Below are 11,971 nucleotides of genomic sequence, written 5' to 3'. Positions count from 1 at the left end.
CGGCCGGAGGGCCGACGGCCCACTCGGCGCCCCGGGCCCTATACGGGGGCGAGTGCGCACCGGGTCACGAGCTCGTCCATGGACAGCCCGAGCACTCCGGCGAGCGCGGCGACGGTGAAGAAGGCGGGGGTCGGGGCCCGGCCGGTCTCGATCTTGCGGAGCGTCTCGGCGGAGAGGCCTGCCGCGGCGGCGATCTCGGCCATCGAGCGTCCGCCACGGGCCTCGCGCAGCAGCGTGCCGAGGCGTTCGCCGCGTTCGCGCTCTTCTGGGGTGAGGGGGGTGCGCACCATGTCACCCATTCTAATACCGGTATAGTAATTGGCATGGTGGAGATCAAGACGGATGCGACCCTGCTGGCGATGCGCGAGGCGGGCCGGGTGGTGGCCCAGGCCCTCGCGGCGGTACGGGAGAAGGCGGCGCCCGGCGTCACGCCGGCCGAACTGGACCGGGCGGCCCGCGAGGTACTGGCCGGGGCGGGGGCGGGATCGCCCTTCCTGGACTACCACCCGGAGTGGGCCCCGGTGCCCTTCCCCGCGGTGGTCTGCCTCTCCGTGAACGACGCGATCGTGCACGGCGTCCCGGACGGCACGAGGCTCGCCGACGGCGACCTGGTCAGCGCCGACTGCGGCGCGGTCCTCAACGGCTGGGTCGGCGACGCGGCCGTGAGCTTCACGGTCGGCCGGGCCCGGCCGGAGGACGCCCGGCTGATCGACACGGCGTACGAGGCGCTGGAGGCGGGCATCGCCGCGGCGAGGGTGGGCAACCGGGTCGGCGACATCGCGCACGCGATCGGCCGGGTCTGCCGCCGCGCCGGCTACGGCATCCCCGACGGCCTCGGCGGCCACGGCGTGGGCCGCACGATGCACGAGGACCCGGGCGTCCCCAACGAGGGCCGCCCGGGCCGGGGCATGCCGCTGCGGCACGGCATGGTGCTCGCGATCGAGCCGATGCTCATCGGCGGCGGCCGCGACGACCACTACACGGCCCGCGACGGCTGGACCATCCGCACCCTCGACGGCTCCCGCGCGGCCCACACCGAACACACCGTGGCCATCACGGACGAGGGGCCGCGCATCCTCACGGCGCTGTAGCGGCCGTCCGAACGGCCCCGCGTCCGTCCCTAGCGCGCCGGGCGCACCACCATCGCCGAGCCGCCGCCCCGGCGGACGGTCTCCGCGGCGGCCAGCCAGCGGCCGTCCGGGAGGCGTTGGACGCCGGTGGCGGCGCCGATCTCCGGGTTCTGGCGGAAGCCGTGGCCGATCGCCTCGAGTTCGGCGCGGAGCGGGCTGTTCCACAGGGCGGGTTCGAGTTCCGTGGTGGCCTGGTTGCGCTGGCTCGCGCGCGGGGCGGCGATGGCGTCGACCAGGGGCAGGCCGCGGTCCACGACGCCGGTCAGGGTCTGCAGCACGGTGGTGATGATGGTCGCGCCGCCCGGCGAGCCGAGCGCGAGGACCGGCCGGGCCGTCTTGTCGAGCACGATCGTCGGCGAGATGGAGGAGCGCGGGCGCTTGCCGGGGCCCGGCAGGTTGGGATCGTGGACGGCCGGGTTCGCCGGGGCGAAGGAGAAGTCGGTCAGCTCGTTGTTGAGCAGGAAGCCGCGGCCCGGGACGGTGATGCCGCTGCCGCCCGTGGACTCGATGGTGAGGGTGTAGGCGACGACGTTGCCCCACTTGTCGGCGACGGTCAGGTGGGTGGTGTTCTCGCCCTCGTACGTCGTCGGCGCCGCCGTCCCGCCGCTCGCGCAGGGGGCCGGGTGGCGCGGGTCACCCGGCGCGAGGGGGCTGGTCAGGGCGGCGTCGTCGCGGATCAGGCAGGCCCGGGAGTCGGCGAACCGCTGGGAGAGCAGCTCGCGCGCCGGCACGTCCTCGAAGGCCGGGTCGCCGACCCAGCGGCCCCGGTCGGCGAAGGCGATCCGGCTGGCCTCGATGAAGCGGTGCAGATAGCGGGCCTGCGAGGCGGCCGAGAGGTCGGCGCCCTCCAGGATGTTGAGCGCCTCGCCGACGGTGGTGCCGCCGGAGGAGGACGGCGGCATCGAGTAGACGTCCAGGCCCCGGTAGGACACCTTCGTGGGCTTGCGCAGGATCGTCCCGTAGCCGGCCAGGTCGCGTTCCGTCAGGTCGCCGGAGCGCACCACGCGGGTGGCGCCCGGCCGGACCGGCGGGCGCTGGACGGTGTTCACGATGTCGCGGGCGAGCGGGCCCCGGTAGAGCGCGCCCACCCCCTCGCGGCCCAGCTTCGCGTACGTACGCGCCAGGTCCGGGTTCTTGAAGGTGGCACCGACGACGGGCAACTGGCCGCCCGGCAGGAAGAGTTCGGAGGTGGCCGGGAAGTCCCGGAAGCGGGCCTCGTTGGCGGCGGTCTGGGCGCGGAAGGTCGCGTCCACGGTGAATCCGTCGCGGGCGAGCCGCTCCGCCGGTTCGAGCAGCCTCCCCAGCGGCTTGCTGCCCCACGCGTCGAGCACGGTGTCCCAGGTGGCGGGGGTGCCGGGGGTGCCGACCCCGCGGCCACTGGTCTGGCCCTCCTCGAACGGGATGGGCCTGCCGTTCTCCACGAAGAGCTCCGGGCCGGCGGAGCCGGGGGCGGTCTCGCGGCCGTCGACGGTGTGGACGGTACGGGTCCTGGCGTCGTAGTAGACGAAGTAGCCGCCTCCGCCGATGCCGGCCGAGTACGGCTCGGTGACGCCGAGCGCCGCGGCGACGGCCACGGCGGCGTCCACCGCGTTGCCGCCCTTGCGCAGCACCTCGATCCCGGCGGCGGAGGCGTCCGCGTCGACGCTCGCGACCGCCCCGCCCCAGCCGCTGGCGACGGGCACCTTCACCGGCGGCGAGCCGTGCCGCGCGGCCGTCGGCGGAGCCGCGGCCCCCACCGAGAGGACCGTCGCGGCGACGGTGAGAACCGCCAGGTGCCGTGCGGTGGAACGCCGCATCCGAGACTGCATCCGTACCTCCAGTCAACGCCCTTCCGCGCAGCGTAACTTCTGCCCCCGCTCCCCGTCAGGACCGCCTCCGGGCCGCAACAGGACTGTCACGCTCGCGCTCCGGCCCCACCCCGCACCCCACGGCTCGAACAACCGGTCGCTCCCCCGCTAGCATGCGCGCCCATGAACGAAGACCTGCGCAACATCGTGCTGGGCGTGCTCGCCACCGGGGTCAGCGGCTCCCTCGGCTGGCTGACCCGCACCCACCTCTGGCGGCGGCGGCTCCGCAGGAAGCAGGCGTTCTTCGGTCTTCCCAGCCACTCGGAGTGCCTGCTCGTCGTCAACCGGGAGGCCGGCAACGACGGCGCCGTGCACCGCTTCGACGTCTCGGCGCTGCTCGAACTCGCCGCGCTGATCAAGGACTGCGGGGCGCACGCGCAGATCGTCCAGCACGACCTGGCCCAGCTCGGCTTCGGCGACCGCACCGAGTTCTGCGTCGGCGGCCCGGGCTCCAACCGGAGGATGGCGGCCCATCTGTCCTCGCTGCTTCCGGGCCTGGCCATGAGCACCGAGCGCGAGCCGGTCGCGGAGCGAGGGGCGATACGCGTCGGCGAGGACCGCTACCTGATGGACCCGGGCCTCTCCGAGTACGTCCTCCTCGCCCGGATCACCGCGGGCGAGGGCGGCCGCCCGGTCTTCCTCTTCTGCGGTCAGCGGGCGATCACCAACCAGGCGGCCACCCGCTATCTGGCCCGGCACCACGAGCGGCTGGCCCGCACCCATCGGGGCGGCAGCTTCGTCCTGCTCCTCAAGGTGGTCAACTCGCGCGCGTACGGCCCCGACGTCGTCGAGCTGGTGGCCGATGTGACCCGGCAGGCCCTGGCACCTAGCCCCGCCACTCCACCCGCAGCGGCAGCGACTTCACCCCGTTGATGAAGTTGGAGACGAGCCGCCGGGGCGGGCCCGCGAGCTCCAGGCCGACCGTCGCCGCCACCGTCTCCTCGTACAGCAGCCGGAGTTGGAGCCGCGCGAAGTGCGCGCCGAGGCAGACGTGCGGGCCGTCGCCGAAGGACACGTGCGGGTTGGGGGCGCGGGTGAGGTCGAGGCGCAGGGGGTCGGCGAAGACCCGCTCGTCGTAGTTGGCGGAGGCGTGGAAGACGACGACCTTGTCACCCGCCGCGACGGCCCGTCCGGCGAGCTCCGTGTCGCGGGTGGCGGTGCGCCGGAAGGAGAGCACCGGCGGGTGGTAGCGCAGGAGTTCGTCCACGGCCGTGTCGAATCCGGCCCCGCCGTCCCACAGCCGGCGCCGCTCGCCGGGGTGCCCGGCGAGCGCGAGCAGCCCGCCGGGGGCGGCGCTGCGGACGGTGTCGTTGCCCGCGACGGTCAGCAGGAAGAAGAACATCTCCAGTTCGGCGTCCCGGAGTTCGGAGTGCGCGAGCACGGTCATGACGTCGTCGGCGGGGTGGGCGCGCTTGTGCGCGGCGAGCTCCCGCGCGTAGCCGAACATCTCGGCGAGCATGGCCGGTGAGCGGGGGTTGACCGGCCGCCCCCCGGCGTCCAGGACGGGCGGCTCGTCCGGGTCCTGGTAGGCGATGACCCGCTCGGTCCAGGCGTGCAGCAGGGCGCGGTCGCCGGGCGGCACGCCGAGCAGGTCGGTGAGGTTGAGCAGGGCGTAGTCGTCCGTGACGGCCCGCACGAGGTCGGTCCCGGCCCCCGCGTCCCCCTCGCCCTCCCTCTCCCGCGCCTCGCGCAGCAGTTCGCGCGCCCGCCGCCGCGCGGTGCCGGCGAACCGCCCGGTCCTGCCGGGCGTGAAGGCCCGGCTGACGAGCCGCCTCAACCTGCCGTGGTGCGGCGGGTCCTGATTGAGCATCATGCGCCGGATGAACGGCAGGTCGGCGGGGTCCGGGTCGCGGATCTGGGTGGCGCCGAGGTACGAGGAGTAGGCCTCGGAGTCCTTCAGGACCCGCACGACGTCGGCGTGCCGGGTGACGGCCCAGAACCCGGGTCCGGCGGGCCAGCCGAGGATCTCGCGCTCGTCCTGGCGGGCGACGGGATGGTGGTCGCGGAGGACGCGGAACCGGTCGTGCGGGATGCCTGCGGCGTAGAGCCGCGGGTCGAAGACGTCGGGTGCGTCGCCCGGATCCCTCACCGGCCCTCCCGTCGGGGTGAAGACGTCACCATCATGACAGCTCAGGGGCGTTTTTCGTAGGACGGAACGCACAGTTCGGGAGCCTTGTCCGGACTGCCCCGCGACTCCCAGAATCTCCGTCGTGCATCAGACGGAGAACAGGGGGCACATGGGCAACTCGGGTAACTCGGGGAAGATCGATCACGACGCGGTGCTGCGGGCGCGGGTGCTGCTGCTCGGGTCCGGGCGGCTGAGCCTGTGGCAGGAGGTGACCGCGTACCGGGTGCTCGCCGAGGTGAGCCCGCGGGCGTACCTGCCCAAACTGGCCCACGCGCTGGTCGTGCAGGGCTACCGGCTGCGGGACCCCGAGTCGGCGCTGGCGCTGTTCAGGGAGGCGGCGGCCGCGGCCAGGCGGCTCGACGCCGGCGACCCGAAGCGGGCGGAGCTGCTGCGGAACGCGCTGAGCGCCTGCGCGCGGCACCTGCCCGCCGCCGGGCGGCGGGACGAGGGGCGCGCGGTGTACGAGGAGCTGGCGTCGGAGGGGGCGTACGGGCCGCTGGCCACGGTGCTGGCCGAGGAGGGGCGGCACGCGGAGGCGGCCGCCCTGTACGACCGGCACCTGGGGAGCGGCGGCGAGGACGCGTCCGACTGGACGCTGATCGAGTGGGCCGCCGCCCTCGACGCCGCCGGGCGGGGCGAGCGGGCCCTGGAGGTCTTCGCGGGTCTGGTGGCCGACGAGCGGAGCAGGGCGGCGGCGGACCGGAGCCCGCTGGCCGCACTGGTGTGGCAGCTGCACCACTACGCCGGGATGCTCGTGGCCGCAGGCCGCGAGGACGGGGCGGCGGACGCCCGGCGGGAGGCACTGGTCCTGCTCGACCGTCTCGCGGCGGGCGGCGAGCCGGTGAGCTGGAGCAACATCCAGGCGACCTGGGTCACCCTGTTCGCCCTGTCGGGGCGGCCGGACGAGCCGGCGGCCACGCCCGACGCCCCGCTCCCGGCACTCGGCTGTTACGCCGGCCACGGCTGGTCCCTCGACACGCGCGCCGCCTGGTCGGCATCCGTCCCCGCGCTCGAACGGCGGGTCGCCGACCTGAGCGCGGCCGGCGACCTGCCCGGACTGGTCGCCGTCCACCGGCGCCTGACCGTCCGAAGGGCGGTGGCCTGGGAGACCTCGGGCCGCCGGGCCGAGGAGGAACTGCTCCCGGAGTTCGACGAGGGGGTCGCGCTGGCGCGCCGCCTGCCCGGCACGCCGTCCGCGGCGGCGCGGGCGCTGGCGGACCGGGCGATGTTCCTGCTGGCCGTCAAGCGGTACGAAGAGGCGCGCCGGGACTTCGCGGAGGCCGTGGAACTCCTCGACGGCCCCGCGTCCGGCGGGCGCGTGTCCGAGGAGCCCGCATCCGACGCACCCGCGTCCGACATGCCCGAATCCCACGGGCTCGTATCCGGTGGCCCCGTATCGCCCATCTCACATCCGACATCCCCGAAATAGTTCATATTTGCGGAACCACCCCCGACCGCCGGGACTCTCTCCCCCCGTAAGAGATCACCACCGGAGGTCGTTCCCGTGAGCCGCATACCCGTCCCCGCCCTGCTCGTCACCACCGCCCTCGCCCTCACGCTCGGGGCCTGTTCCGGTGGATCCGGCGGCAAGGGCGGGGCGGGCGACTCCGCTCAGGAGGCGCCGCCGGTGCGCATCTCGGTCAACCTGACCGGCACCCGGGCGGCGCCGGGCACGCCCGTGGTGGTGCGGGCGGCCGAGGGGCAGCGGCTCGAGCAGGTGACGGTGACCGACTCCCGGGGCGGGAACCTGGCGGGCAAGGTCGCCGCCGACGGCGCGAGCTGGACCTCTGAGCGGCCGGCCGCGCCGGGGACCGCGTACTCGGTGGAGGCACGGGTCGCGGACGGCGGCAGCGCGACGGCCTCCTTCGGCACCGCGGCGGCGGACAAGGTGAACAAGCTGACGCTGGCGCCCGGGAAGAACACCACGGTCGGCATCGGCCAGCCGCTGTCGATCGTCTTCGACCACCCGGTGAGGAACAAGGCCGCGGTGGAGCGGCAGCTGAAGGTGACCACCTCGAACGGCACCGTCGGCTCCTGGGGGTGGATGCAGGACTGGTCGGGCAAGGACCGGATCGACTGGCGCCCGAAGGAGTACTGGAAGTCCGGGACGAAGGTCACCCTCGCCGCGGACCTCAACGGGATCGACTCGGGCTCCGGCGGCTGGTTCGTGCGCGACTACACGACCATGTTCACCGTCGGCCGGAGCCAGGTCGTGAAGGTCGACCTGGACTCCCACCGGCTGCGGCTGCTGCGGGACGGGCAGGAGGTGGCGGACGTGCCGATGTCGGCCGGCACGCCGGGCGGCGAGAAGGCGTCCTGGCGCGGGAAGACGGTCCTGATGGCCAAGGAGGGCACCATCAACATGCGCTCCGAGACGGTCGGACTCGGGGACGCGTACGACAAGATGGTCGACTACTCGATGCGGCTGACCTGGTCCGGGATGTACGCGCACGCGGCCCCGTGGAACGCGGCCTACTTCGGCAGCGCCAACAAGAGCTCGGGCTGCATCGGGATGAGCGACGCGAACGCGAAGGCCGTATACGACCAGGTGCAGGTCGGCGACCCGTTCGAGATCACCGGTTCCGACGCCAAGGGGACCCAGGCCCTGAACAACGGCTACGGCGAGTGGAACCTCTCGTGGGACGAGTGGCGGAGCAGGAGCGCACTCCGGTGACGCGCCCGCGCGGGATCGCGCGAGCAATCGTTACCCTCGCGTAACTTACCGACCAGTTACCTAAGGTAAGCCACCCCGGTTACCGTCGGGTCACTTTCACTGCCCCCCATTCAGTGAACCAGTGAGGAGTGACCCGTGCGCACAGCCCTGGCCTTCGCCGTCTCGGCCGCCCTGGTCGCCGGGACGGCCCTCGGGCTCGCCCCCGCCGCCCAGGCCGCCGGAACCGACGCTTCCCTCCGCTTCGTCGACATCGCCGGGGAGGGCGGGACCGTCCTCAAGGCCAACGTCGTCACCCCGGCCGGCGCCGACGGCTCTGCCCGCTACCCGGTGATCGTGCTCCCCACCAGCTGGGCCATGCCCCAGATCGAATACCTCGCCCAGGCCAGGAAGCTGGCCGACTCCGGTTACGTCGTGGTGAGTTACAACTCGCGCGGCTTCTGGCAGTCCGGCGGCGAGATCGAGACGGCCGGCCCCAAGGACATCGCCGACGCCTCCCTGGTCATCGACTGGGCGCTGGCCAACACCCCCGCGGACCCCGCCAAGGTCGGCATGGCCGGCGTCTCGTACGGCGCCGGCATCAGCCTGCTCGCCGCCGCCCACGACAAGCGGATCAAGGCCGTCGCCGCGCTCAGCGGCTGGGCGGACCTCATCGACTCCATCTACAGCGGGCGCACCCAGCACCTCCAGGCCGCCGCCCTGCTCGGCGGCGCCGGCTACCTCACCGGCCGCCCCGGACCCGAACTCCGGCAGATCCTGAACGACTTCCTCTCCTCCAACCTGGACAAGGAGGACGAGATGATCGCCTGGGGGCGCGCGCGCTCCGCCGCGACCCATCTCGACGCCCTCAACGCCAACCGCCCGGCGATCATGCTGGGCAACGCCTGGGGCGACACCATCTTCCCGCCCAACCAGTTCGCGAGCTTCTACGAGAAGCTCAGCGGCCCCAAGCGGCTGGAGTTCCGCCCCGGCGACCACGCCACCGCCGAGGCCACCGGTCTGCTCGGGCTGCCCAACGACACCTGGACCAACGCCCACCGCTGGTTCGACCACTACCTCAAGGGCGCCGACAACGGCGTGGACCGCGAGCAGCCCGTCCAGCTCAAGCCGCGCTCCGACGCCGGCTACGAGGGCTACGCGGACTGGAAGTCGGTCAACGCGAACCAGCGGAAGTTCGCGCTCCGCGACTCCGAGCACCTGTGGGCCAACGTGGACTCCGGCGCCAACGGCGGGGTGACCATGCTGTCCAACCTCCTCGACCAGTTCTTCCAGGCACCGCCCGTCGCCTCGATCCCGCTGCTCCCCCGCGCCTTCGCGGGCGTGTGGCAGTCCGAGCGGTACGCCACCGAGCAGCGGGTGCGCGGCACGGCCCGGCTGCACACGACGGTCACCCCGACCGCGGAGAGCGGCACCTTCGTCGCGTACCTCTACGACGTGGGCCCGCTCGGCGTGGGCAAGCTGGTGACCAACGCCCCGTACACCTTCCACGACCGGACGCCGGGGAAGGCCTTCGCCGTCGACCTGGACCTGTTCTCCACCGCGTACGACGTGCCCGCCGGACACCGGCTCGCCCTGGTCGTCGACACCGTCGACCCGCTCTACATCGAGCACAACCCGACCGGCGCGCAGCTGACCTTCTCCTCCCCCACGGCCGACCCGTCCTACGTGTCGGTCCCGCTGCGGGCGGAGTGATCACCGGCTGCTGCCGGGCGGGCAGGGCCCGTGCGGGGCGGGCTACTCCCGGCCCGGCAGCACCGTGACCGGCTCGGCGGGGGCGACGTCCGCGGCCCTGGTGCGCGGATCGCGCCGCTCCCGCCTGGCCACCCAGGTGGCGAACCAGGAGAGCAGCATGCACATCCCGATGTAGAGGGGCGAGATCACCATCACGACGGGGATGAACGGCAGGTCGTAGTCCAGGTTGGACGCGATGAGCTTGCCGGCGTGCAGGAACTCCTCGTAGGTGATGAGGTAGCCGAGCGAGGTGTCCTTCAGCGCCACCACCAGCTGGCTGATGATGGCGGGCAGCATGGCCCGGACCGCCTGCGGCACCAGGACGTACGTCATCACCTGCGTCTTGCGCATGCCGAGCGCGTACGCCGCCTCCCGCTGGCCCCGGGCCACCGCGTGGATGCCGGTGCGGAAGACCTCGGCGAGCACCGAGCCGTTGTAGAGGGCGAGGCCGGCCACCAGCGCGGGCAGCGGCTGCACCTTGAGCGCCACGAAGATGAAGAAGATCATCACCAGCACCGGCATGGCCCGGAAGAACTCCACGAGCACCGTGCAGGTCCAGCGGAAGACCCGGTGCTCGGAGAGCCGCCCGGCGGCCAGCACCGCGCCCAGCGCGAGGGAGAGCACCGAGGCGTACGCGAAGGCCTTCAGGGTGTTGCCCAGGCCGCGCAGCAGCAGTTCCTGGATCCCCTCGTACGTGAAGGGCGCCCACTTGGTGGCGGTGAACTGGCCGGTGTCGAAGAGGAGGTAGAGGATCCAGGCGGCAAGACCCAGGATGACGACGGTCGAGATCACGCCGTACATCAGGTGGCGCCTGCGGGTGCGCGGGCCCGGGACGTCGTAGAGCGCGGTGGAGGCGACGGTCGTGGCGGTGGTCATCGGGCGACTCCCCAGCGCTTCTCCAGGACGTGGAAGAGCGCGCTGATGGCGAGGGTGATGATGAGGTAGCCGACGGCGATCCAGACGAAGGTCCAGACGATGTTGTAGCCGAGCTCGCTCAGGGTCTTGTAGGTGCCGAGGAGTTCGGTGACGCTGAACGCCCCGGCGATGGCCGAGTTCTTGGCGAGGGCGATGAGGGTGGAGCCGATCGGCGGGATGACCGAGCGGAAGGCCTGCGGCAGGACGACGGCGCCGAGGGTCTGGCCGAAGGTCATGCCGAGGCTGCGGGCGGCCTCGCCCTGCCCGAGGGGCACGGTGTTGATGCCGGAGCGCAGCACCTCGCAGATGAAGGCCGAGGTGTAGCAGCCGAGGGCGAGGATCGCGAACAGCTTGAAGGGCAGCACGAGTCCGAACCGGGGCAGTCCGAGCATGACCGCGAAGAACAGCAGGGTGAGCGGGGTGTTGCGCAGGACCGCGACCCAGACGGTGCCGAAGACGCGGAAGGAGCCGACGGGCGCGACCCGGAAGGAGGCCATGAGGAAGCCGAGGACGAGGGCGAGGATCGAGGCGTAGAAGGTGAGTTCGACGGTGCCGAGGAAGCCTTCGCCGTAGAGCGAGAAGTTCTGTGTCAGGACGTCCATGGGTGGGGGGCGCTCCTTCCTCAGCCGGCCGGGTAGCGGTCGATGGCGGGCGGTGTCGGCGCGGGCACCCCGGACAGGCCGAGGGTCGCGTCGTAGGCCTTCTTCCAGTCGCCGTTCGCCTCGTGGACCGCGAGGGCGTCGTCGAGGGCGAAGCGCAGCGCGTCGTCGTCGTGCGGCACGCCGATGCCGTAGGGCTCCTTCGAGAACGGCTTTCCGGCCAGCTTGAGTTCGTCGGGGACCTTGGCCGCGTACCCCATGAGGATGGTGTCGTCGGTGGTGACCGCGTCGACCTGGTAGGTGAGCAGGTTGTCGACGCAGACCGAGTAGGTGTCGTATGCGACGAGTTCGGCCTTCGGGTACTCCTTCTGGATCCGCTGGTACGGGGTCGATCCGGCGGCCGAGCAGACGCGCTTGCCGTCGAGGTCCTGCGGCCCGTGGATGTCGTTCTCGTCGGTGCGCACGAGCAGCGACTGGCCGGCCATGTAGTAGGGGCCGGCGAAGCCGACGAGCTTCTTGCGGTTGTCGTTGATGGTGTAGGTGCCGACGTAGTAGTCGATCTGGCCGTTCTGCAGGGCTGTCTCGCGGTTGGCGGAGGCGATAGTGCGGAAGCCGATGGTGGCCGGGTCGAAGCCGAGCGAGGCGGACATCATGCGGGCGATCTCGATGTCGAAGCCCGAGTAGGTGCCGGTCGCCGGGTCCTTCTCGCCCATGTAGGGCTGGTCCTCCTTGGCGCCGACCACCAGGTGGCCGCGCTTCCTCGCCCGGTTCCAGGTCGGCGAGTCGGGCAGGGTGAAGCCCGACCGGACCTGGTAGACGGGGAGTTGACCGGGCTGTGGGCCCTTGACCGGCGGGCTGCCCTCCCTGCCGCAGCCGGCCGTGCCGCCGAGCGCGGCGGCGAGCAGCAGGGCGAGCGCGGCGAGGGTTCGTTTCGTACGCTGCATGGCTCC

At 72.6% G+C, this 11,971-nt stretch carries 11 protein-coding genes; 5 read left to right on the top strand and 6 right to left on the bottom strand.

Annotated features, from left to right (window positions below; genetic code table 11):
- Positions 1–38 precede the first annotated feature (38 nt).
- Complete coding sequence (locus ABD981_RS07490) at positions 39–290, bottom strand: helix-turn-helix domain-containing protein (protein ID WP_046911809.1); 252 nt, start codon at positions 288–290, stop codon at positions 39–41.
- Positions 291–323: 33 nt separating this feature from the next.
- On the opposite strand from ABD981_RS07490, the gene map reads away from it, so the two are divergent.
- Positions 324–1,091, top strand: a complete 768-nt coding sequence (map, locus tag ABD981_RS07485) for a type I methionyl aminopeptidase (RefSeq protein ID WP_046911784.1) — start codon at positions 324–326, stop codon at positions 1,089–1,091.
- A 29-nt stretch (positions 1,092–1,120) separates the two neighbouring features.
- Here map and ggt read toward each other — a convergent pair whose 3' ends face one another.
- Complete coding sequence (gene ggt / locus ABD981_RS07480; protein ID WP_046911785.1) at positions 1,121–2,926, bottom strand: gamma-glutamyltransferase; 1,806 nt, start codon at positions 2,924–2,926, stop codon at positions 1,121–1,123.
- 174 nt (positions 2,927–3,100) lie between these two features.
- Here ggt and ABD981_RS07475 point away from each other — a divergent pair, with 174 nt between their 5' ends.
- Positions 3,101–3,850, top strand: coding sequence for a hypothetical protein (locus ABD981_RS07475; RefSeq protein ID WP_046911786.1), 750 nt, complete (start codon positions 3,101–3,103; stop codon positions 3,848–3,850).
- Here ABD981_RS07475 and ABD981_RS07470 read toward each other — a convergent pair.
- Positions 3,804–5,066: a cytochrome P450 gene (locus tag ABD981_RS07470; RefSeq protein ID WP_046911787.1), complete on the bottom strand. Its 1,263-nt coding sequence runs from the start codon at positions 5,064–5,066 to the stop codon at positions 3,804–3,806. The genes ABD981_RS07475 and ABD981_RS07470 overlap by 47 nt on opposite strands.
- Positions 5,067–5,187: 121 nt before the next feature.
- Between ABD981_RS07470 and ABD981_RS07465 the strand changes: the two genes are divergently transcribed.
- From ABD981_RS07465 to ABD981_RS07455, 3 genes are all read left to right on the top strand, one after another.
- On the top strand, positions 5,188–6,534 hold the full coding sequence (locus ABD981_RS07465; protein WP_131723945.1) for a hypothetical protein: 1,347 nt from the start codon (positions 5,188–5,190) through the stop codon (positions 6,532–6,534).
- Positions 6,535–6,609: 75 nt separating this feature from the next.
- Positions 6,610–7,779 (top strand): L,D-transpeptidase, encoded by a 1,170-nt coding sequence (locus ABD981_RS07460; RefSeq protein ID WP_046911788.1) that lies wholly within the window; start codon positions 6,610–6,612, stop codon positions 7,777–7,779.
- Between the two features lie 135 nt (positions 7,780–7,914).
- On the top strand, positions 7,915–9,468 hold the full coding sequence (locus ABD981_RS07455; RefSeq protein WP_046911789.1) for an alpha/beta fold hydrolase: 1,554 nt from the start codon (positions 7,915–7,917) through the stop codon (positions 9,466–9,468).
- A 42-nt stretch (positions 9,469–9,510) separates the two neighbouring features.
- Here ABD981_RS07455 and ABD981_RS07450 read toward each other — a convergent pair whose 3' ends face one another.
- The 3 genes from ABD981_RS07450 to ABD981_RS07440 are packed head-to-tail and all read right to left on the bottom strand — an operon-like array spanning position 9,511 to position 11,965.
- Positions 9,511–10,383, bottom strand: a complete 873-nt coding sequence (locus ABD981_RS07450) for an amino acid ABC transporter permease (RefSeq protein ID WP_046911790.1) — start codon at positions 10,381–10,383, stop codon at positions 9,511–9,513.
- Complete coding sequence (locus ABD981_RS07445) at positions 10,380–11,024, bottom strand: amino acid ABC transporter permease (protein ID WP_046911791.1); 645 nt, start codon at positions 11,022–11,024, stop codon at positions 10,380–10,382. The genes ABD981_RS07450 and ABD981_RS07445 overlap by 4 nt, the downstream gene beginning before the upstream one ends.
- A 20-nt stretch (positions 11,025–11,044) precedes the next feature.
- Complete coding sequence (locus ABD981_RS07440; RefSeq protein WP_046911792.1) at positions 11,045–11,965, bottom strand: glutamate ABC transporter substrate-binding protein; 921 nt, start codon at positions 11,963–11,965, stop codon at positions 11,045–11,047.
- Positions 11,966–11,971: the final 6 nt, after the last annotated feature.

Source organism: Streptomyces showdoensis (genome assembly GCF_039535475.1).
GTDB lineage: Bacteria > Actinomycetota > Actinomycetes > Streptomycetales > Streptomycetaceae > Streptomyces > Streptomyces showdoensis.
This window is presented reverse-complemented; position numbering and strand designations above follow the sequence as displayed.

What these genes read in the sequence shown, in the direction of transcription:
- ABD981_RS07490 (WP_046911809.1), bottom strand. Translation starts at nt 290, where the DNA reads ATGGTGCGCACCCCCCTCACCCCAGAAGAGCGCGAACGCGGCGAACGC.
- map (WP_046911784.1), top strand. Translation starts at nt 324, where the DNA reads ATGGTGGAGATCAAGACGGATGCGACCCTGCTGGCGATGCGCGAGGCG.
- ggt (WP_046911785.1), bottom strand. Translation starts at nt 2,926, where the DNA reads ATGCGGCGTTCCACCGCACGGCACCTGGCGGTTCTCACCGTCGCCGCG.
- ABD981_RS07475 (WP_046911786.1), top strand. Translation starts at nt 3,101, where the DNA reads ATGAACGAAGACCTGCGCAACATCGTGCTGGGCGTGCTCGCCACCGGG.
- ABD981_RS07450 (WP_046911790.1), bottom strand. Translation starts at nt 10,383, where the DNA reads ATGACCACCGCCACGACCGTCGCCTCCACCGCGCTCTACGACGTCCCG.
- ABD981_RS07445 (WP_046911791.1), bottom strand. Translation starts at nt 11,024, where the DNA reads ATGGACGTCCTGACACAGAACTTCTCGCTCTACGGCGAAGGCTTCCTC.
- ABD981_RS07440 (WP_046911792.1), bottom strand. Translation starts at nt 11,965, where the DNA reads ATGCAGCGTACGAAACGAACCCTCGCCGCGCTCGCCCTGCTGCTCGCC.